Annotated in this window: 16 protein-coding genes; 9 read left to right on the top strand and 7 right to left on the bottom strand. The window is 43.3% G+C overall.

From position 1 onward, the window contains the following. Positions 1-18: 18 nt before the first annotated feature. Together ACTCNA_RS01880 and ACTCNA_RS01875 are read right to left on the bottom strand one after the other, a co-directional pair. Positions 19-927 (bottom strand): hypothetical protein, encoded by a 909-nt coding sequence (locus ACTCNA_RS01880; protein WP_462946195.1) that lies wholly within the window; start codon positions 925-927, stop codon positions 19-21. Between the two features lie 72 nt (positions 928-999). After that, the gene (locus tag ACTCNA_RS01875) at positions 1,000-2,220 is read right to left on the bottom strand and encodes a C1 family peptidase (RefSeq protein WP_462946194.1); all 1,221 of its coding nucleotides are present in this window, start codon (positions 2,218-2,220) and stop codon (positions 1,000-1,002) included. A gap of 269 nt (positions 2,221-2,489) precedes the next feature. Here ACTCNA_RS01875 and ACTCNA_RS01870 point away from each other — a divergent pair, with 269 nt between their 5' ends. After that, positions 2,490-4,421, top strand: a complete 1,932-nt coding sequence (locus ACTCNA_RS01870) for a tetratricopeptide repeat protein (RefSeq protein ID WP_462946193.1) — start codon at positions 2,490-2,492, stop codon at positions 4,419-4,421. A gap of 96 nt (positions 4,422-4,517) precedes the next feature. Beyond that, positions 4,518-5,792 (top strand): replication-associated recombination protein A, encoded by a 1,275-nt coding sequence (locus ACTCNA_RS01865; RefSeq protein WP_462946192.1) that lies wholly within the window; start codon positions 4,518-4,520, stop codon positions 5,790-5,792. 59 nt (positions 5,793-5,851) lie between these two features. On the opposite strand, the gene rny is transcribed toward ACTCNA_RS01865, so the two are convergent. The 3 genes from rny to ACTCNA_RS01850 all read right to left on the bottom strand — a co-directional run bounded on the left by rny (position 5,852) and on the right by ACTCNA_RS01850 (position 8,123). Further along, positions 5,852-7,414 (bottom strand): ribonuclease Y, encoded by a 1,563-nt coding sequence (gene rny / locus ACTCNA_RS01860; protein WP_462946191.1) that lies wholly within the window; start codon positions 7,412-7,414, stop codon positions 5,852-5,854. Positions 7,415-7,520: 106 nt separating this feature from the next. After that, positions 7,521-7,823, bottom strand: coding sequence for a cell division protein ZapA (locus ACTCNA_RS01855; protein WP_462946190.1), 303 nt, complete (start codon positions 7,821-7,823; stop codon positions 7,521-7,523). A gap of 6 nt (positions 7,824-7,829) precedes the next feature. Beyond that, positions 7,830-8,123 (bottom strand): hypothetical protein, encoded by a 294-nt coding sequence (locus ACTCNA_RS01850; RefSeq protein WP_462946189.1) that lies wholly within the window; start codon positions 8,121-8,123, stop codon positions 7,830-7,832. Positions 8,124-8,273: 150 nt separating this feature from the next. On the opposite strand from ACTCNA_RS01850, the gene ACTCNA_RS01845 reads away from it, so the two are divergent. The 6 genes from ACTCNA_RS01845 (at position 8,274) to ACTCNA_RS01820 (ending at position 14,532) form a co-directional block, all read left to right on the top strand. Then, complete coding sequence (locus tag ACTCNA_RS01845; RefSeq protein WP_462946188.1) at positions 8,274-9,974, top strand: M23 family metallopeptidase; 1,701 nt, start codon at positions 8,274-8,276, stop codon at positions 9,972-9,974. Further along, positions 9,952-11,022, top strand: a complete 1,071-nt coding sequence (locus ACTCNA_RS01840; protein WP_462946187.1) for an anhydro-N-acetylmuramic acid kinase — start codon at positions 9,952-9,954, stop codon at positions 11,020-11,022. The genes ACTCNA_RS01845 and ACTCNA_RS01840 overlap by 23 nt, the downstream gene beginning before the upstream one ends. Positions 11,023-11,170: 148 nt before the next feature. Further along, on the top strand, positions 11,171-11,410 hold the full coding sequence (locus ACTCNA_RS01835; RefSeq protein WP_462946185.1) for a PLP-dependent transferase: 240 nt from the start codon (positions 11,171-11,173) through the stop codon (positions 11,408-11,410). A gap of 105 nt (positions 11,411-11,515) precedes the next feature. Next, positions 11,516-13,204 (top strand): dipeptidase, encoded by a 1,689-nt coding sequence (locus tag ACTCNA_RS01830; RefSeq protein WP_462946184.1) that lies wholly within the window; start codon positions 11,516-11,518, stop codon positions 13,202-13,204. Between the two features lie 158 nt (positions 13,205-13,362). Further along, positions 13,363-13,710, top strand: coding sequence for a 50S ribosomal protein L19 (gene rplS / locus ACTCNA_RS01825; protein WP_462946183.1), 348 nt, complete (start codon positions 13,363-13,365; stop codon positions 13,708-13,710). A 105-nt stretch (positions 13,711-13,815) separates the two neighbouring features. Continuing rightward, the gene (locus ACTCNA_RS01820) at positions 13,816-14,532 is read left to right on the top strand and encodes a hypothetical protein (RefSeq protein WP_462946182.1); all 717 of its coding nucleotides are present in this window, start codon (positions 13,816-13,818) and stop codon (positions 14,530-14,532) included. Here the strand turns inward: ACTCNA_RS01820 and ACTCNA_RS01815 are convergent. After that, on the bottom strand, positions 14,521-15,588 hold the full coding sequence (locus ACTCNA_RS01815; RefSeq protein ID WP_462946181.1) for a DNA methyltransferase: 1,068 nt from the start codon (positions 15,586-15,588) through the stop codon (positions 14,521-14,523). The genes ACTCNA_RS01820 and ACTCNA_RS01815 overlap by 12 nt on opposite strands. 795 nt (positions 15,589-16,383) lie before the next feature. On the opposite strand from ACTCNA_RS01815, the gene ACTCNA_RS01810 reads away from it, so the two are divergent. After that, the gene (locus tag ACTCNA_RS01810; RefSeq protein WP_462946217.1) at positions 16,384-19,125 is read left to right on the top strand and encodes a S41 family peptidase; all 2,742 of its coding nucleotides are present in this window, start codon (positions 16,384-16,386) and stop codon (positions 19,123-19,125) included. A gap of 66 nt (positions 19,126-19,191) precedes the next feature. On the opposite strand, the gene ACTCNA_RS01805 is transcribed toward ACTCNA_RS01810, so the two are convergent. Continuing rightward, positions 19,192-20,556, bottom strand: a complete 1,365-nt coding sequence (locus ACTCNA_RS01805) for a sulfatase family protein (protein ID WP_462946180.1) — start codon at positions 20,554-20,556, stop codon at positions 19,192-19,194. Between the last annotated feature and the right edge of the window lie 8 nt (positions 20,557-20,564).

The following is a 20,564-nucleotide window of genomic DNA, read 5'->3' as shown; positions in this document are numbered from 1 at the left end:
ACAAAACCGGAAAACAAATCAGGCGGGATTAAATTTCCATATAAACGAAAAACGCAAAGTTTTATACCCCCACTCGCGCAAACTGTTTATATATTGGATTCTCAACGTTTTTCGATCAATATTTTTCTGAACATCAAAATTAAGCTGCATGGGGCGGTCGCGTTTATTTTTATAACCTGAGTACCCCGACCACGATGCGGAAACCAGCCAGGTATTTTTTTCGAAATCAGTACCAAGTGCATACATCAGCGCGTCGTTCTGGAGGTTCAGTTCATCGTTGGTTTGCCAGCTGTAAAAACCAACTGCCCCAAAAGGCCTGAGCAACCCATTATTGGATGTACCCCATTGTTTTGAAAAGCTAACATCTAAAAAATACCCGGGACTGTCGGAATAGCGGGCTGCCTCCAGTTGGTTACCGGATGCTGTTCTGGCAGTAAATCGAAACAATGTATTCGGAAATTTCCGGTTTTTCGACAACTGGACCAATGTGCTGAAATAAAAATCGCCTATTGCAAATCCCTCTCCGTCTTTGTCGCGGGCAACGCGCTCGTCTCTTATGGTTTCTGAAAAAGCAAAGCGCTCGATTGCTACCCCGTAAATTTCTACGGCAATTTTATTATTGGAAAACGGGATAAAAAGCCTTCCGGAAATATCCTGAGTGGGATCGCCGGAATGGAAATGGTTTGAAAAACTAACTTCAACTTCTGAGGAATCTTCAATAAAACCTTTTTTTACCTGCGGCACCGGCAACGCATTAGGACCGAGGTAGCCGGGTGTAATTTTCATCCAGTTCCGCCAGCCCGGATCCCCGGGTTCCCAGCCATGCTGATTATTCCACCACTCCCAGGAATCTTCAGTATTTTGTGCATTCGGAATCAGGGGCAGCAGTGCCAAAAAAAAGATAAAAACAAGGGAATTGAATTTCATGGAACCCGGATTATTAGAACACCCCCCAAATATAGAAAAACCCTTCAGAAAAAACTGAAGGGGCTGTGGATTTTATAATTCCAGTTTTTCTCTTATTCCTGGCGGGATGGCATCTTTGTGCACCATTATACACATAGTTTTATACTTCAAGTAAGGCTTGGAAACATAAAAATAACCATCGTATTTATTATAGTCGCCCCATGAATTTTTCACTTTATAAAAGAGCTGTCCATTCTGATCTTTTGCCGTTCCGATAATATGCATTCCATGATCATCGGTAGTCTGGAAGTTATCAAAAGCAACCTGGCGCATTTCCTGGGTTACTTCAAGTTCAGGGACTGGTTTTTCGAGCTTATAAAGCTCCTGTTCTTTTTCGCGTTCGGGCAATTCTTCCCAGCGCGAAATCTCGGCATCAGACATATTAGTTTCAGGGACTGCAGGCAATACGGCCACTCCTTTATTGCTCGACTTAAATCCTTTTTCGCTTACATCAGCAGCCCATGCAATGGTGTAATCGTTATTCAACGAATAATCTATGATTTCTTCCAGCTCATTTAAAGGCACGTTGTAAACTTCGTCCCACGACCAGTTGTCAGGCACTTCCAAAATAAATTTTGAGTAAAACGGATGATGGGTATAAGATGAAATCTCCACGTAATCGTCCATATCCAACCCAACATACTCATCAGCAAAACTTTGCGGTGTATATCGTTTGCCTTCGTATTCAAAATTTTGTGGAATTTCACCAAGGTAATTATCCAGAATTGAGGTAAAAGCTTCATGCCATGCCGTACTCAATTTCTGGTTTTTATTTTCAACTACAGCATCAACAAATTCGCGAAGCCCCCTGTCCATTTCGCCATGCACGTGTTTATCTTCACCATAGTTCAGCCCGTCGTAAACCAATTCGGGAACTATTCCGTATTTTGAAATCATATTGGTAACATCGTGAAAAGCACCACCTGCGGCAAAATTAAGGTTACCATGCACACGTACATGTTTAATGGCTTTTTCGGCATAGGTGTGCCAAACAATAAACATTTCCGAGAGGTTTACTGCTGGTTTTCCAAGCCGCAGCATTTCCGACTCCAAAAATGACAACCCTGAAAATGACCAGCAAGTACCCGAACGGTGCTGATCCTTTACTGATGTTGCCGGCAAAACCTTAACATCTTCAAACACATAACCTTTTTTGTCTTTTTTGTCTGAACTGGTTTCATTACCGGCAAAAGTCTGAACCGAAACGATCAATGAAAGCAGAAAAACAAAATAACTTTTTATCCCCTTCTTCATATAAAAAATTTAAAATAATCGTCTTTTTGAATGAGTGCCAAAAATAACAATTAAAATTTCTTTAACGAAAATTTCACCATTTAGAAACATTCTGAATTTTGCAAAAGAGTTTACAATGGGAGTGAAATTTACAAACTGCGAGATATAATTGTCGAAACTCCCAAATTCTTTCTGGATTTTCAATAATTTGGCGAAAAAGTTAAATAAAATTAACGAACCTTCCAGCTGTTTTCATTTAATATTATTTTTGTTGGTTCAGGAAAAAGAAAATGAAAAAACAAACGCTAATATTGTTTTTACTGCTCACTACTGTTTTTACAGCAGAAGCACAGCTTAATATCGATCATTACATCAGGGTAGGCCGTACCCGCATTTCAATTGGTAATTATACCGGTGCCATTGAATATTTCAACATTGTAATAAAATTCAGGCCCCAGCTCCCCGAGGCATACTTCTATCGCGGAGTGGCCAAACACCAGCTTGAAGATTTCCGCGGGGCCATTCTCGACTACAACAAAGCCATTGAAATAAAACCATATTACCCGCGGGCTTACATGAACCGCGGAATGGCTTACCACAACCTGAAAGAGTACGAAAAAGCAATTGCCGATTACAACAAAGGCCTGGAGTTTGACCCCGAAAACGAGAACCTTTTTATTAACCGGGGGCTTGCAAAACTGTCGATGGAAAAAGTTGACGAAGCCATTGAAGATTACAATAAAGCGCTTGAGATAAATCCAAAATCAACCAATGCACTGATGAACCGCAGCAATGCAAAAATAATGACCGGAGATACCAAGGGTGCCATTCGCGATTTGAACCAGGTCATTATTAACCGTCCGCACTTTGCAGGAGCTTATCTCAACAGGGGACTTGCCCGTTTTGAAATGGAAGATTATGCATCGGCCCTGCGCGATTATGACCAGTGCATCCAGCTCGATCCGGAAAATGCCCTGGCTTTTAATAACCGCGGAATTGTGAAACACAAACTGGAGGATTATGCAGGGGCAATTATGGATTACAATATGGCACTGAAATTAAATCCTGAAATGGCCAGTGCCTATTTTAACCGCGCCATGGCCCGCGAAATACTTGATCGTCCGGGATATGAAAATGATTACCAGATTGCCGCCCAACTGAATCCGCGATTCGATTTGGAAAGCCGCCGCCTCGATGCCCAGCAACTGGCACAAAACCAACAAAGCCAGTCGGGCCAAAGCTCCGGTTCTTCCGGCCAAAGCCAGCAACAGTCAGCCAGCCAAAGCACATCGCAGCAAACGGGTTCCGGCAATAACGCACAGGACAACCAGGCTGATAAAGAGGAGGAAACCGACGAACAGCAGCAACGCCGGCGCAGGCCAAACCTTATAATTCAAGACACCCGCGATCTTCCCTCCGATGATGAAGAAGTGGACGATGGCAGGATTCAAAACAGGAATATTGAAATTGATTTGCAGCCCATTTTTATTGTTTCAGCTTTCGAAAAAAATGCAGTCGATTATACCCGATTTCAGTACTATAATCTTTCAATCGACAAATTAAACAAGAAAAACAACTATAACCCGATGCTCGCCCTTACCAACAAAGAGGTAGAAAAATACCAGGAAGTTTTTGAAAATTTTGTGTTGTATTTTAACGCAAGACTTGAAATAAATGAAAACAGTCACAACTATCTCAACCGCGGATTTTTTCACAGCCTGACCGGCGATTACAATGCGGCACTGGAAGATTTCGACAAGGCTATTGAAATGAATAAGGACCAGGCAATTGCTTATTTTTCAAGAGGTAACACCCGTTACAAAATGCTGGAAGAAATTGAACAACTCGAAAGACCCTCCGACGAGGTTACGGTGCCCATTGGCGGTACCACAAATAATTTAACAGACGACGATCCCATCGCCATGCCCGAGTACCAGAAAATATTGAACGATTATCAAACATTGCTTTACCTCAAGCCGGATTTCTTTTTTGGGTATTTTAACCGGGCATTTATTAAACTAAGGTTGAAAAATTACAAAAGCGCCATTGAAGACCTGAACAGGGCCATTGAACTTGAACCTGAATTTGCAGAAGCCTACTTTAACCGGGGGCTCACAAAAATTTACCTGAACGACATTGAAGGTGGCGCACTCGATTTAAGCCGTGCAGGAGAGCTGGGAATTGTAGGGGCTTACAATATTATTAAGCGATACGCCAATTAACTTTTTCAGTGGTCCCATTTTCCAAATCTCAAATAATTAATTTTACCTTTGAGTGTGTGACCTTTCATCAGATTATTAATTTTTTTACCTGAAAAAATGAGTGCAAACCAACCACTTGCCGAACGGCTCCGGCCAAAAACACTTGACGATTACACCGGACAAGAACACCTTGTGGGCAAAAACAGCGTGTTGCGAAAAATGATTGAATCGGGTAACCTCTCGTCGCTCATTTTATGGGGCCCGCCGGGAGTCGGAAAAACCACGCTGGCCAGGATAATTGCCAACACGCTCGAACGCCCGTTTCATACGCTCAGTGCCATTAATTCAGGCGTAAAAGATGTACGCGAGGTGATTGAGAAAGCCAAAAAACAGCAGTTTTTCAACCGGCCCAACCCCATTTTGTTTATCGACGAAATCCACCGATTTAGTAAATCGCAGCAGGATTCGCTGCTGGGAGCGGTTGAAGACGGAACTATCACACTCATTGGCGCAACCACCGAAAATCCTTCGTTCGAAGTCATCTCCCCGCTCCTCTCCCGTTGTCAGGTGTATATTTTAAACTCACTCGACAAAAAAAACCTTTTAAACATTGTTGACTCGGCCCTGAAAAAAGATGTAGAACTAAAATCGAAATCAATAACGATTGCAGAAGACAGGGCTATGTTGCTCTACTCCGGGGGCGATGCACGGAAATTGCTAAATATTCTCGAACTGGTTGTTATATCTGAAGAAAGCGACAAAATTGAAATTACTGATGACAAAGTAATTTCCTGCCTGCAACGCAACCTGGCTACCTACGACAAAAAGGGCGAAATGCATTACGATATTATTTCGGCTTTTATTAAAAGTATCAGGGGCAGCGACCCCGATGCAGCCGTTTACTGGCTTGCCCGGATGATTGAAGGCGGCGAAGATGTGAAATTTATTGCCCGTAGGCTGCTCATCCTCGCGTCAGAAGACATTGGCCTGGCTAATCCCAACGCGCTGTTGCTGGCACAGGGTACATTCGATGCCGTGCACCAGATTGGCTATCCCGAAGCACGCATTATCCTTTCGGAATGTGCGATTTACCTCGCTACATCGCCCAAAAGCAACTCGGCTTACATGGCCATTGACGAAGCAGTTGCGCTGGTGAAAAAAACCGGCGATCTTCCGGTGCCATTGCACCTCCGCAACGCACCAACCAAACTCATGAAAGAGATTGGCTACGGGAAAAATTACAAATACGCCCATTCCTACGAGGGGAACTTTGCTGAACAGGATTTCCTCCCTGAAAAAATTCAGAAAGCACGCATTTACCACCCCGGAAAAAACCCGCAGGAAAATAAAATCCTGGAACGGCTGCGCAACTGGTGGGGAAAACGGTTTTAACCACGAAAAACCGGCTACAACTATTGCAACCGGTTTCAATTATTTATCTGAATATTTTTCTATTTCGCGTAACTCACTACCCGTGTTTCGCGGATAACTGTGATCTTAATCTGTCCGGGATAAGTCATTTCATCCTGGATGCGTTTTGAAATATCGTACGAAAGCTGCTCCGTTTCCTGGTCGCTCATCTTGTCGGAACCAACAATAACACGCAGTTCGCGACCGGCCTGGATAGCATACGTTTTGGTAACGCCTGGGTACGACAGCGCCAAATCCTCGAGGTCTTTCAATCGCTTGATGTACGACTCAACCACTTCGCGGCGGGCTCCCGGACGTGCACCTGAAATGGCATCGCAAACCTGAACGATCGGAGCCAGAAGTGTCTGCATCTCCATTTCGTCGTGGTGAGCGCCAATGGCGTTGGCAATATCCGGTTTCTCTTTGTATTTCTCGGCCAGTTTCATCCCTAAAACGGCGTGCGGCAATTCCGGCTCATCATCCGGCACTTTTCCTATATCGTGCAATAAACCGGCGCGCTTGGCTTTTTTAGGGTTCAGCCCCAGTTCCGAGGCCATAATCGCACTCAGGTTGGCCACCTCGCGCGAGTGCTGCAACAGGTTTTGTCCGTAAGACGAACGGTATTTCATTTTACCGATTAAACGCACCAGTTCGGGATGTAGCCCGTGAATGCCAAGGTCGATGGCAGTCCGTTTGCCGGTTTCAATTATTTCTTCCTCAATTTGCTTTTTCACTTTACCCACCACTTCTTCAATACGTGCCGGGTGAATGCGGCCATCGGTAACCAGCTGGTGAAGTGCCAGGCGGGCTATTTCGCGACGCACCGGGTCGAACGCCGAAAGCACAATGGCTTCGGGCGTGTCATCAACAACTATTTCAACACCTGTGGCAGCTTCAAGCGCCCTGATGTTTCGTCCTTCGCGACCAATAATGCGGCCTTTAATTTCATCACTTTCAATATGAAAAATGGTAACGGCATTTTCAACCGCAGTTTCGGTAGCTACCCGCTGAATAGATTTAACCACAATTTTCTTGGCTTCTTTGTTGGCCGTTTGCTTGGCTTCTTCCATAATTTCGTTCACGTAAGCCACGGCATCCGATTGTGCTTCCTCTTTCAGCGATTCAACCAACTGGGCTTTTGCCTCTTCGGCCGACAAGCCTGAAATCTGCTCCAGCATATCCTGATGTTGTTTGCGCAGTTTGTCGAGCTCTTCGCTTTTGTGCTCAACGCGTTGAAGCTGGGAGTTCAAATTTTCGCGAATGGCTTCCACTTCTTTGCGGGTAATTTCAAACTCTTTGGTTTTCTTGTTCAACTCTTCACGCCGCTGGTTAATGGTATTTTCGCGCTGGTTTAATTTATTCTCAAGCTGGCCGATTTTAGCCCCTTTCTCCTGAATAAATTTTTCGTGATCGGTTTTCAGTTGAATAAACTTCTCTTTGGCCTGCAGTATTTTATCTTTTTTAATGACTTCACCTTCACTTTTGGCCTCATCTATAATTCGCTGTTTTTTCGAATTCAACGCCTTGTTCCAGATGACGTAAGCCAACGCTCCGCCCCCCAGAAATCCGGCTGCTACTCCTATTAGTATTTGTATCCAATCCATCTTTTTAATTTAATTTATTAATAAACAACCCGTAATAAATCACTTAGTTTTCGTTAAAGAAAGTGACCTAATACGGGCTCCTGATAAATATCTCTTATTTAAAACTTTATTTCTCCGATTTTTCCTTCAGAAAATCTGAAATATCATCGTTTAAATTTTTCAGTTCATCAACAAAAAGAGACTTGTCGGCATGTTCCAGCAATTCTGTTTGATTTAAAGCAATCTGAAATGCTGCCATTGCCAAAATATCGCGGGCATCTTTATCACGAAAAAGTGTTTTAAACTTGTTCACGGTTTCGTTTACAGTTTTTGCAGCAACCCTGTGCCTCTCTTCATCTTTGCGATCGATGTTAAGCGGATAAACCCTGCCTTCGATCTTAATATTTATTCTCAATTGATTCTTATCCACCACTCATTACTTGTTTAGTAATGAAATACATTTATCAATTTCCCGTAAAACTTTATTCATCCTTTTGCTGGCCTCGTGGTTCTCATCTTTTCCCGACAAAATCCGGTTGGCCATTTCCAAACTGTCATTTCGCCGACCGAGCTCTGTTTTTTCACCTTCAATTCGCGCTATTTCATTTTTTAAAAATGCCAGTTGCTCTTCCAATTGTTTTTTTTCTGCTTCCAGTTTATGGAACGCTTGAAAAAGCTGTTTTGTATTGGCTTTTAACTCGTTCAGAAGGATACGTTCTTCTTCGGTCATTTTTGCTGCAATTCACAGGCAAAGTTAATATTTTTAACCTATTGTGAAAACGTTTGCAAAATATTGAAAAAAATAACCATAAAATAGATTCAGAAGGAGAAATGGATTCCTAAATTTGCAGTATTATTTACAGAGCCTAAAGTTTTTTTAATGAAACATTTGACAATTACCCTTCTGATTCTTTTATCGGTAAATGCATACAGCCAAAACTATTACTCAGAACCATTAAAAATCCCTCTTATTTTAAGTGGCAGTTTTGCCGAACTGCGCAGCAACCATTTTCACTCTGGAATTGATATAAAAACACAGGGCGTAACAGGAATTCCTGTATATTCTGTGGCCGACGGTTTTATTTCGCGCATCGTGGTTTCACCCACCGGATTTGGCCGCGCGTTGTACATCGATCATCCCAACGGCACAACATCAGTTTACGGGCACCTCGAAAGTTTCAGGGAGGACATTGAGGAATACGTGAAAAGTATTCAGTACGAAAAGAAATCGTTCCGGGTTGATTTGCAGGTACCCGATGGATTATTTGCAGTAAAACAAAACGAATTTATTGCCCACAGCGGCAACAGCGGGAGTTCGGGCGGGCCGCACCTTCATTTTGAAATACGGGACACCGAAAGCGAAGAACCGCTGAACCCGCTGAAATACGACTTCCCTGTGAAAGACAATACACCGCCCCGGATTTTCTCGCTGATGCTGGTTCCCCTTTCTGACTATTCACACGTTGATTACAGTGCTGTAAAAAAATCATTCCCCGTTGAATCCGGGAACGGAAGTTACTACATTCAGGGAAATCCTATCATCCCGGTATATGGCAAAATCGGATTTGCCATTCAAACCAACGATTTTTTTGATGAATCGCACAACCGTTGCGGTGTGTACTCCATTCAGCTTAAATTTGACGGGGAATTGTATTACTCTTTCAAAATGGATCGTTTTTCGTTTGCCGAAACACGTTACATTAACAGCCACATCGACTATGCTGAGTACAACCGTTCCCGGCGCAGGTTTCACAAAACCTGGGTCGACCCGGGCAACCGTTTAAGCATTTACGATTACATCCGTGGAAACGGCATTTTCAGGGTTACCGACGGAAATATTCACCATGTGCGGTTTGAACTTACCGATACGTACGGGAACAAATCGGTGCTTGATTTCAACATCGAAAGTAAGTCGGCTAAAGTTTCTCCCCCACAAAAAGATTACGTCAAACTCATGAAATACGACCGGGAAAACCATTTTCGTTCCGATGGCATCAAAATCGACTTCCCTGAAAATTCATTTTATACCGACATTCCTTTTACTTATTCTAAAAAGGCTGGATGGGAAGAATTCTTCTCCGATATTCACGCCGTTCACGATGAATCTGCTCCAATTCATACCAGTGCCCGAATGTCAATTGAAACTAAAAATATTGAAAAACATTTGCGTCCAAAGGCACTGCTGGTAAAGGTGGATACCGTTTCCGGACTTTACAGTACTGCCGGCGGAACCTATAAAAACGGCTGGGTAACCGGGAATATCCGGAATTTTGGGAATTACGCCGTGGCGGTGGATACTGTTCCTCCACGAGTGGTTCCGCTGAGTATAAAAAACAAAGCAGAACTTTCGGAATCAACGCGCATTCGATTCCGTATTTCTGATGATTTATCGGGAATTCACATTATTGAAGGAAAATTAGACGGCCGTTGGGCGCTTTTAGAGTACGACGCAAAAAGCAACCTGATAACACATTATTTTGACCCTGAACGCTTTGAATTACAGAAACGACATCAGTTTGAACTAACAATAACCGATTACAGCGGAAATACAAATACCTATGAAGCCACATTCTGGAAGTAAATACAAAGTGATTGGAGTGATGTCGGGAACTTCGCTCGACGGGCTCGATTTGGCTGCCGTTGAATTTTATTATGACAGAGGAAAGTGGGACTTTCAAATTACAGCAGCCGAAACGGTAGCATACAGCCCCGATTGGGAAACCCGGCTTCTCGGTTCCACTGAACTAAGTGGTGAAAAACTGATGCAACTTCACACTGACTACGGTCGATTCCTGGGGAAAGGGATCAAACAGTTTATGAATGCTACCGGTTTTAAACCGGAAATCATCGCCTCACACGGGCACACGGTTTTTCATCAGCCCGAAAAACATTTCACTTTTCAGGTGGGAAACGGGGCCGACATTGCTGCCGAAACAGGAATCACCACAGTGGCCGATTTCCGCACGGGCGATGTGGCGTTGGGCGGACAGGGCGCTCCGCTGGTTCCGGTGGGCGATCGGCTGCTTTTTTCTGAATACGACTCATGCCTCAACCTGGGCGGATTTGCCAATATTTCGTTTGAAAAAAATAATACAAGGCTGGCGTTCGATATTTGCCCTGTCAATTTTGTGCTCAACTTTCTGGCTCAAAAAGAAGGACTTCCGTTTGACAAAAACGGCAACCTGGGTAAAAAAGGAAGCGTGGATGAAAAACTGCTCGAGCAGTTAAATAACATTTCATTTTATAAACAAGCACCGCCAAAATCGCTGGGTAAAGAGTGGATGGATCACAACTTTTTCCCGCTGATTGAAAACTTACCGGTTTCAATCCCTGACAAACTCCGAACAGTTTACCAACACATTGCCGTTCAGATTGGTAAAACAATTCCAAAAAACGGGAAAGTGCTGGTAACAGGAGGCGGAGCCTTCAACACCTTCTTAATCGAACAAATAAAAATGCACAGTTCTGCTGAAATAATCATTCCGGAAAAGCAGATTATCGATTACAAAGAGGCGCTGGTTTTTGCCTTTTTGGGATTGCTGAGATATTTGGGCGAAGTTAATTGCTATGCTTCGGTAACAGGTGCAAAAAAAGATAGCAGTTTGGGGGTGGTTTTTCCGGGAGTTTGACTTTCCAAAGTCGAACAAAACGCTGTGGAGTCCAGCCACAAATACTACCGGACTTTGGAATGTCCGGCTCCCCCCTGAATCCCGATCAATATCATATTTTGCCAGTAAAAAATCCACTAATTTCAACCCAAACGAAAAATCCGAAAAAATGAAATCCGATCCGGCACAAAAACTTTACGAGCTTAAACAATTTGGCGAGTTTGGCTACCTGGCTGTGAGCCTCGGTTATTTCAAAACACTTTTCAGCTGCTCGGGGCACAGTACCTCTTCAGAAGTTCCACACGAAGTTCAGAAAAAAATAGGACTTTCCGACGGGCTGGTACGTTTTTCAGTTGGGCTCGACAATGACATGGAAAGCGTCCTGGGAAAAATTAAAAAGTGCATCTGAAGCATAAGCTAAATACCCTCATTTGCCGCAAATAACAAAAATCAGCAGTTGGTTTTTGAAATTAATTATATTTGCCTTTCCTGGAAATTAAAAACGATAATAATAATGAAAACAAAATTAATGACAGGGATACTTGCAGTTGTATTCCTTTTATCGAATGTTGAAAATTCAAATGGCTGCACCAATTTTCTGATAACAGCGGGAGCCTCGGTTGACGGTTCCACCATGATTACCTATGCAGCCGATTCGCACACACTCTACGGCGAATTATATTACCAACCGGCCATGGATCATCCACAAGGGGCCATGCGCGAAATTTACGAATGGGACACCGGAAAATACCTCGGAAAAATACCACAACCTCGCCACACATACAGTGTAGTTGGAAATATGAATGAGTTTCAGCTTGCCATTGGTGAAACCACTTATGGTGGCCGCAGCGAACTTTCCAGTCAGAACGGTGCCATTATGGATTACGGAAGCCTGATTTACGTTACACTGCAGCGGGCCAAAACTGCCCGCGAGGCTATTGAGGTAATGGCCGGATTGGTAGAAAATTACGGATACTACAGTTCGGGCGAATCGTTTTCAATCTCTGATCCGGAAGAAGTTTGGATTCTGGAAATGATTGGCAAGGGAGATGGTGAAAAAGGCGCTGTTTGGGTGGCACTTAAAGTCCCGGATGGTTATATTAGCGGACATGCCAACCAGGCACGTATCACCACTTTCCCAAAAGATGATCCTGAAAATTGTTTGTATGCTGAAGATGTTATTTCGTTTGCCCGCGATAAAGGCTGGTACGAAGGTTCCGACGATGATTTTAGTTTTTCAGATGTATATGCACCGGTTGATTTTGGTGGTGCCCGCTTTTGCGAAGCACGTGTGTGGGCCGGTTTCAACAAGGTGGCCCGGGGAATGGAAAAATATACCGATTACGCCAAAGGAATAATTGAACACGCCGGTCCCAACAATTTTGCATCGAACCGGATGCCGCTGTGGATTAAACCCGATAAAAAACTGTCGGTGCAGGATGTGGTGGGCATGATGCGCGATCATTTCGAAGGCACCGCACTGGATATGACACAAGACATCGGTGCCGGTCCGTTTGAGCTGCCCTACCGCTGGAGAGGCCTCACCTGGGAAGTTGATTCAGTGGAATACTGCAACGAGCGGGCCATCTCCACACAGCAAACCGGTTTTTCGTTTGTAGCCCAAAGCCGCAACTGGCTGCCCGACCCCATTGGCGGCATCCTCTGGTTTGGTGTTGACGACACTTACAGCACCTGCTACGCTCCCATGTATTGCGGAATTACTGAAATACCGGAATGCTTTGCCGTTGGAAACGGTGACCTGCTCACTTACAGCGAAACATCAGCTTTCTGGACTTTTAACCAGGTAACCAATTTTGCCTACCTGCGCTACAACGACATGATTAAAGACGTTCAAAAAGTTCAGCAAGAACTGGAAGATAAATTTGTAAGTTACGTGCCGGTAATTGATAAAGCCGCCGAAGCACTTTACACTTCGGGCGAACAGGAAAAAGCCCGCGATTTTATTACACAATATTCAGTGAATGAAGCCAACAACATGACGGCCCGCTGGAAAGAGCTCGGACAATACCTGCTGGTAAAATACATCGACGGCAACGTGAAACGCGAAAAAGACGGTGAATTTGAACGCACTGAAACCGGTATGCCACGGGCCCCTCATTTCAACGGCTATCCCGAATGGTGGTACCGTGTAATTGTGGAAAAAACAGGCGACCACTTAAAAGTTATTGGCGAGTCGCATTAATCAGTTTATCAAGTCTGAAATCCAATCCGGTAAATAGAAAAATGACAGACAATATTGTTTGCCCTGTTAAAAAAAATACTATTTTTGCACCGCTTTTAAGCAATCTCTTTTCCGGTATGTGACGGAATACATTGCCAACATTAAAAAATACTTCAGAAATGGATTTAATAAAAGTTGTAGAAAACGAATTTGCAGTAGAAAACGACCTCCCGCAGTTTGGTGCCGGTGACACGGTTACTGTGAGTTACAAAATTAAAGAGGGAAACAAAGAGAGGATACAGAACTTTCGCGGTGTGGTACTCCAAATTCGCGGAAGGGAAAATAACAAAACCTTTACTGTACGTAAAATGTCAGGAAGTATTGGCGTGGAACGGATTTTCCCGTTGAGTTCACCTTTTATCGACAGTATTCAAGTCAACAAAAAAGGTAAAGTTCGTCGTAAAAGGCTGTTCTACCTGCGTGGAAGAACCGGGAAAAAAGCCAGGATCAAAGAAAAAAGATTCTAAAAAAACAACAGGATATTTTAAAAAGGTCTTCGCAAGAAGGCCTTTTTTTGTGACTATAAATTTTACGATATTTGTGATTGCTAACATGAACTTAACTTTACATCTATGATTTCACTTGATAAAGATTTACAAAACCCAAAAGTCAGTTTCGAAAGCTTTGGCATCATTACCTCAAGAATATTAGGATACCTTCCAAATATATTAAGTGGTTTTCAGGATAAGAATAATTATCGAATCTATTCATCTGAAATTGCAGGAACTAAAAAATATATACGTCCTTTAAACAGGACATTATTTATAGAAAAGGAATCCGAATTTTCAGAAAAATTTGATGAGTTAAAAACAATTTTTACAGAAATTGGAATTTCTAACAAAAGACTTGTATTACAAATCCCATATGAGACTGACGAAGGAGAAAAAACTTACAAATGTGAAAACGATTTAATATTATCACCTTACGAACAAGTCAAGTCAGATACTTCATCAATTGATCCAAAAGAAATTGTTGTTTCTATAAAAACTACATCAAAAGACAGAATGGGAAAAATGTTTATAGATAAAATTTTGTTAGAACGATTTGTAGGCCATCCTCAAAAAGTTATTGGTATTTTTCTTAATGATGTGCAGCGGAAAGAATCAAATAACATAAGCTTCACCCTTGTCTCTGGTCTTTTTATGGTTTATACAAAATTTCTAACTGAACTAAACGGAATCTATTACCTTGATCCTCCGCCCAATGCAAATAAAAAGCCCTATTCTAATTACATGAAACCATTTTCAGAGTTAATAACAAAAGATATTAATTCACTTTTATCCACGTAAATTTTTACGTCTTTTTAAAGCATCAATTTCATCTCTTGCTCCGCGAATTCTTTCAAGGTGGTCTTTATCAGAAACTCGCTCTTTAATGATTTCACAATATTCTTTTTGCATTTCACATCCAAGCCAATTTCTATTATAAGCCTCAGCAACTGCGAATGTGGTACCGGAACCGCCAAAAGGATCTACAATTAAACTATCAGGATTAGAAGAGGATAGTATTATTTTTCGCAATAACTCCACCGGCTTCTGTGTTTTGTGTGGATATTTTTCCCATGCGCTATTTGAAATAGTTGGAATTTCAAATACATCTTTAGGTTTTGCGCCTAAAGGATGTGGCTCCCAAATATATTCCTTCTTTTTGCCATTGGAATATTGAGAAGATTCGGCTTGAGGCCGTTGCGGATATTTAAGTGTATGACTATTATATGGAATCCGAGCCTCATCAATATTAAAAATAAAATCCTTAGATTTCCTAAAATGTAAGATACTTTCATGAGAACGTCCCCAATCTTTACCAAGATTTGCTTTATTCCGGTAAAACCAAATCAACCATTTACATCCTTTAAACAAATGAGAGGCTGACCATTTTATATCAGCTAAAATTTCAGAAAACCCACAAATGTAAAGCGACCCCATCTTTTTTAAAACACGCTGAGCTTCTGTTATCCATTCCATGCTCCATTCAACATAAGCTTTCTGAGAAGCAAATGTATCCCATTCTGCCTTGTGGATATTATAAGGAGGATCGGCAAAAATTAAATCAACAGAGTTGGAATCGAGCTGTTTCAAAAATTTGATGGCATCTTCATTGTATAATTTTCCATAACCGGTAGAAAAATAGCTTTCCAACTTCTTATAATTCGAACGTGTACGGTAAGTTAATTCAAGCTGAAGTTCCTCAACTAAATTATCAACTTGTTCCAGAGGATATACCCTGTAATTATTGATCGGATGCCTGGAACTGCTAAATTTTCCACTCTTATCCCATCGTCGAAGGGTCTCAGGGCTTACATTCAAAATTTCGGCAGCTTCACTAATCGTAAGATATTTATCCATATCCTTAAACAACTTTACACATGATTACACATCAAATATAATTAAAATTACAGATTTCAATAATCAATCTGAAATAAATATTTCAACAATTCAAAAAAAGAAAAAATATAAACGCTGAATCCCAAGGGTTCATAAAAGTAAAGTAGAGTGTAATCATGAAAATCTGTAATATTCATCACCAAATTTTTACGAATAACTTTTATATTTTGCATTAAATTAATTTCATTAAACAAAGAAACCATGAAATATTCTACAAGTCTCCTTTTTCTTTTGCTGATTTCAATTTCCCAGGCCTGGTCGCAGGGAACACAGCTGCTGCGCCAGCCAACCATTTCAACTGAAAATATCGTATTTGTTTATGCCAACGATCTCTGGCAGGTGAGTCGCCAGGGTGGCGATGCAGTAAGGCTTACCACCGACGAGGGAGAAGAATCGCTGCCCCACTACTCGCCCGATGAAAACTGGATTGCTTTCACCGGCCAGTACCATGGAAACACCGATGTTTATGTCATCCCCGCCGAAGGAGGTTCGCCCCGCCGGCTGACCTGGCATCCCGGAGGCGATTACGTGCAGGGATGGACTCCCGAAGGTGAAATTATTTTTCGCTCCTCGCGCGAAGGACAACCAACACAAACCAACAAATTGTACAAAGTGTCAATGAATGGCGGCATGCCGACAGCCCTTGAAATTCCACGTGCTGCCTTTGGCGAAATTTCTCCTGACGAAAAATATATTGCTTACGTTCCAATTACATTTTGGGATCCTGAATGGCGCAATTACCGCGGCGGACAGGCAATGCCAATTTGGATTGTTGACCTGAAAACAAAAGAGCTGATTCGCACTCCGCAACCCGACAACGAACGCCACCTCGATCCGGTATGGCACGGTAATGAAGTGTTTTACCTTTCCGAACGCGATTATGCCAGTAACATCTGGTCGTTTAATCCCGAAACCAAAGAGGAAAAACAACATACGACCCACGCCCAGTTTGATGTAAAAAGCCTCGATGCCTCCGGCGACGCGATAGTTTACGAACAGGGTGGTTACCTGCATATACTTAATCCTGAAAGCGATGAATCCAAACAATTGGTGGTAAATGTAAAAGGCGACCTCAATTTTTCGCGGCAACGATGGGAGAATATTTCAGGCGGAAACCTCAGCAATGCCAACCTCTCAGCTACCGGCAAAAGGGCTGTTTTTGAATACCGGGGCGAAATTTTCACGATTCCGAAAGAAAAAGGCTCGTGGCGCAACCTGACCAACTCGCCCGGAGTGGCTGACCGCTATCCGGTTTGGTCGCCCAAAGGAGATAAGGTTGCCTGGTTTTCCGATGCAAGTGGAGAGTACAAATTGATTGTTGCCGACCAGTTTGGTGAAAATCAAAAAAGCTACGAACTGGAAAACCCAACTTTTTATTTCAAACCCGATTGGTCACCTGACGGGCAAAAAATTGTATATACCGACACCGATTATAACATCTGGTTCATTAACCTTGAAAGTGGCGAAATAAAAAAAGTGGACAACGACCTGTTCGCCCACCCCAACCGAACCATGAACCCGGTTTGGTCGCCCGACAGCAAATGGATAGCTTATGCTCGCCAGTTGAAAAACAGCTACAAAGCAGCCTTTGCATTCAATATTGAAACCAGCGAAAAAATTCAGCTGACCGACGGCATGGCCGATGTAATTTCTCCGGTATGGGACGAAAGCGGTAAATACCTCTACTTCCTGGCCAGCACCGATTATGGCCTGAACACCGGCTGGCTCGATATGAGTTCATACGATCCAGATGTTACCCGGAGCTTGTATTGCCTCATTCTTTCAAAAGATGAGCCTTCACCGCTACTTCCCGAAAGCGATGAAGAAAAAGCTGAAAAAGAGGAAAAAGAAAATGATGATGAAAATAAAGACGAGAAAAACGGAAACGACAAAAACAAATCAAAAGAGAAAGAAGAAGAAGAAGAAAAAGAAGAGACAACCGTAAATATTGATAAAGAAGGACTTGCAACACGGACTATTGCTTTAAACATGCCCAACCGGAATTACACCGGCCTGGTAGCCGGTCCTGAAAATTCGGTTTTTGTGGGTGAAAATATTCCCAACCAGGGTGGATTCACACTGCACAAATTCAATTTAAAAGACAACAAAGCCGAGCCGTTCATCGAAGGCATCCGCACCGCGGTAACTTCAGCCGACCGCAAAAATATCCTTTTCCAGAAAGGAGGATCGTGGCGTATTTCCGGCACGGAAGCCAAACCTCAAAACGGAAACGGCCAGCTGGAAACCAACCTGAAAATAAAGGTTGATCCGCAGGCCGAATACGAACAAATCTTCAAGGAAGCCTGGCGTTTTATGCGCGATTTCCTTTACGTGGATAATGTACACGGTGCACCGTGGGATAAAATCTACGAGTGGTATTCGCCCTGGATCAGGCATGTACGTCACCGTACCGATTTAAATTATGTTGTTGACATTTTAAGCGGCGAGGTTTCCATTGGCCACTCTTACGTTTCAGGTGGCGATATGCCCGGCATTGACCGTGTTCCGGTAGGACTGCTGGGGTGCGATTTTGAGGTGGAAAACGGTTTCTATAAAATTTCAAAAATATATACCGGTGAAAGCTGGAACCCCGGACTGGAAGCACCGCTGGCCCAACCCGGAATGGAAGTTCAGGAAGGTGATTATCTTTTGGCTGTAAACGGAAAAGAATTGAAAGCACCTGCCAATCCTTACAGCTTTTTCGAGCAAACAGCCGGGCGAACCATCCGGATTCAAGTAAATTCTTCACCATCATTTGAAGATGCCCGAGAAATTACTGTAAAACCAGTTGCGAACGAAGGGCAGCTCAGAGGTGTAAGCTGGGTGGAAAACAACCGGAGAAAAGTGGAAGAACTTTCGGATGGAAAACTGGCCTATGTTTATCTTCCCAACACCAGCGGAGGTGGTTTTGCCAATTTTAACCGGTATTACTTTGCGCAACAGGATAAAAAAGGAGTTGTTATCGACGAACGCAATAACGGAGGCGGCTCTGCTGCCGATTACATGATTGATGTAATGGCACGCACACTGCTTGGCTACTTCAACAGCAAAGCCGGGGATAATATCCCGTGGACCACGCCAATGGCCGGAATCTGGGGCCCGAAAGTGATGGTGATTAACGAACGTGCCGGTTCGGGTGGAGATTTGCTGCCCTACATGTTCAGGGCAAAAGAAATAGGCCCGCTGGTGGGAACACGCACTTGGGGCGGATTGGTTGGTACCTGGGACACTCCACCGTTTATCGATGGCGGACGCATGGTGGCACCCCGCGGCGGATTCTTCGATGTTAACGGCGAATGGGCCGTTGAAGGAGAAGGAGTTGCCCCGGATATTGAAGTAATCCAACACCCGAGACTGGTGCTGGAAGGACACGATCCTCAATTGGAAAAAGCCGTGGAAGTGGCATTGAAAATGCTCGAAAAAAATGAATTTGAACGCCAGCCCGAACCACAGGCACCTGTTAAATGGAAACGGCCGGAAGGTTTTGAGGTGAAATAATTTTTAGCACTATCTTTATATCCGTCAAGCGGTTTGGAGCCGCTTGAAGGATTCATTTTATTTACATCACAACCTCTCCCCTGTCCACCGGTCAAATTTATCGGGTGTGGGATTTTGAGGAATAGAATCATTAAATTTGTCAATCCATTCATCAAGCAGTTTTCTCATCACTTTTAATGTATCTGCATATTCTTCATCTCCTGCCAGATTTGTTAACTGCCAGGGATCATTTACCACATCATAAAGTTCTTCAGCGGGCCGGGGAGCAATAAAACAATCAAGCTGGTTCTCATTCAATTCTCCTGCTTCGTACAATTCAATCATTTTCTGGTAGGTTATGCTCCTCACTGCATCGGCAGGTGGCGATGCATTTAACTCCGGAAATGCATTGCGGAGGTATAAAAAGTTGTGGTTCCTGATTGCGCGTTCATGCGACTGGTAATCATGCCAGTTATGTTCACCAACAATGTAGCTTCTTGTTTCCATCGAAAAGTTTTCCAATACCGGGGCAAAAGAAAATCCCTGGAATGTTTCAGAAATATTTGCCCCCGCCAGTTCGCAAAACGTGGGGGCAATATCAATAGAGCTAACCAGCGCATCAGTTCTTCCCTGTTTTACGTTCGCGGGCCAGCGGACAATAAACGGGGTTTTTATGCCACTGTCGTACATACGGGTTTTGGCGCGCGGGAAAGGACGTCCGTTATCACTCATGTAAATGACGACTGTATTTTCATCCTCGCCCTGTTTTTTTAATTCTGCCATCACTTTCCCCAGATAACTGTCCAACCGCGAAATTTCATCGTAATACAAGGCCAAATCTTTTCGTGTGGAATCGTTATCCGGAAGATAAGGCGGAACAATAACATTTTCAGGCTTGTGGGGTTCCGGAATTGTATTTGGCTGATAAGCGCGATGCGGATCGAGCGCAGCCAGCCACAAAAAGAAAGGCTTGTCGGCGGGTCTGTTTTTGAGTGCCCGCACCCAGTTTTCGCAACCACTCGGACTACCACCATAAATACTGTCGAACTCCGCCCTTTCCGGCCCAATGTGGTATTTTCCGGCAACTGCAGTAAAATACCCGGCTTTTTGTAACTCACCGGCAAACAAAACCTGATCGGCTGGCAAAGGTTGGTGTAATTCTGGTGCGCCGGTGCTGTGGGGATATCGGCCGGTTAATATGCTGCACCGGCTCGGACTGCACGAACTGGTAGTTAAAAAGGCATTGTCGAAAACAAGGCCTTCCTCCGCCAGCTTATTGATGTTGGGCGTTTTAATATTGTTATTTCCGTAAGGGCCACAGTCATTCCAGGCGACATCGTCGGCAATAAACACAATAAAATTGGGCTGTTTTGCTTTTTCTTCCGTTGACTTACTGCAGGAAAAAACCACCAAAACAAGAAGAGAAAAAAGGATTGATTTTACAAAATTCATAATATACA

The organism is Tangfeifania sp. (assembly GCF_055108615.1).
This window is presented reverse-complemented; position numbering and strand designations above follow the sequence as displayed.

Bases quoted from the DNA above. Each gene is read 5' to 3' on its own strand.
- ACTCNA_RS01880 (WP_462946195.1), bottom strand. From the start codon at position 927: ATGAAATTCAATTCCCTTGTTTTTATCTTTTTTTTGGCACTGCTGCCC.
- ACTCNA_RS01875 (WP_462946194.1), bottom strand. From the start codon at position 2,220: ATGAAGAAGGGGATAAAAAGTTATTTTGTTTTTCTGCTTTCATTGATC.
- ACTCNA_RS01870 (WP_462946193.1), top strand. From the start codon at position 2,490: ATGAAAAAACAAACGCTAATATTGTTTTTACTGCTCACTACTGTTTTT.
- ACTCNA_RS01865 (WP_462946192.1), top strand. From the start codon at position 4,518: ATGAGTGCAAACCAACCACTTGCCGAACGGCTCCGGCCAAAAACACTT.
- rny (WP_462946191.1), bottom strand. From the start codon at position 7,414: ATGGATTGGATACAAATACTAATAGGAGTAGCAGCCGGATTTCTGGGG.
- ACTCNA_RS01850 (WP_462946189.1), bottom strand. From the start codon at position 8,123: ATGACCGAAGAAGAACGTATCCTTCTGAACGAGTTAAAAGCCAATACA.
- ACTCNA_RS01845 (WP_462946188.1), top strand. From the start codon at position 8,274: ATGAAACATTTGACAATTACCCTTCTGATTCTTTTATCGGTAAATGCA.
- ACTCNA_RS01840 (WP_462946187.1), top strand. From the start codon at position 9,952: ATGAAGCCACATTCTGGAAGTAAATACAAAGTGATTGGAGTGATGTCG.
- ACTCNA_RS01835 (WP_462946185.1), top strand. From the start codon at position 11,171: ATGAAATCCGATCCGGCACAAAAACTTTACGAGCTTAAACAATTTGGC.
- ACTCNA_RS01830 (WP_462946184.1), top strand. From the start codon at position 11,516: ATGAAAACAAAATTAATGACAGGGATACTTGCAGTTGTATTCCTTTTA.
- rplS (WP_462946183.1), top strand. From the start codon at position 13,363: ATGGATTTAATAAAAGTTGTAGAAAACGAATTTGCAGTAGAAAACGAC.
- ACTCNA_RS01820 (WP_462946182.1), top strand. From the start codon at position 13,816: ATGATTTCACTTGATAAAGATTTACAAAACCCAAAAGTCAGTTTCGAA.
- ACTCNA_RS01815 (WP_462946181.1), bottom strand. From the start codon at position 15,588: ATGGATAAATATCTTACGATTAGTGAAGCTGCCGAAATTTTGAATGTA.
- ACTCNA_RS01810 (WP_462946217.1), top strand. From the start codon at position 16,384: ATGCCAATTTGGATTGTTGACCTGAAAACAAAAGAGCTGATTCGCACT.
- ACTCNA_RS01805 (WP_462946180.1), bottom strand. From the start codon at position 20,556: ATGAATTTTGTAAAATCAATCCTTTTTTCTCTTCTTGTTTTGGTGGTT.